This is a genomic window from Bradyrhizobium sp. CCBAU 11434, from assembly GCF_028128895.1.
GTDB classification, from domain to species: domain Bacteria; phylum Pseudomonadota; class Alphaproteobacteria; order Rhizobiales; family Xanthobacteraceae; genus Bradyrhizobium; species Bradyrhizobium zhengyangense.
Genome location: NZ_LBJX01000014.1, coordinates 1 through 393, shown reverse-complemented (window position 1 = coordinate 393; position 393 = coordinate 1). Strand labels below are relative to the sequence as shown.

General features: G+C 58.0%; 1 protein-coding gene. It reads left to right on the top strand.

What is annotated here, in order from left to right; genetic code table 11:
• The coding region (locus XI06_RS12810; RefSeq protein ID WP_442869424.1) for an ATP dependent DNA ligase at positions 1–227 on the top strand (227 nt) is incomplete at its 5' end.
• Between the last annotated feature and the right edge of the window lie 166 nt (positions 228–393).

Genomic DNA, 393 nt, shown 5'->3' with positions numbered 1-393 from the left:
GCAAGGTCGGCACCGGCTGGTCCCGCACGGTCTCCAGTCAAATCAGGAAGCAGCTTGAGACCGTTGTCAGTCCGAAAACTAAGCTGACCAAACCCATCAAGAAGCCGAAAGCGACATGGGTAGAGCCGCAGTTTTATGCTGAGGTCGAGTACCGCGACATCACGTCGGAGGGACTGTTGCGCGCCAGTTCGTTCAAGGGGTTGTCGAGGAAATCAGGGCCTCGCTGAGTGCGTTACCGTCCCGGTTCGTCTGCAGAAGGTCCGCTCATCGCTCCAGAGCAGACCAGATTTGCTCAATCTGAGTTCTTCGCATTTTGTGAAGGGTTTCGGATGCCGGCCGCATGATTGACGGCGCTGCATATTGGGGCGGCCGGCGTCCGAAAGCCTCCAAGGG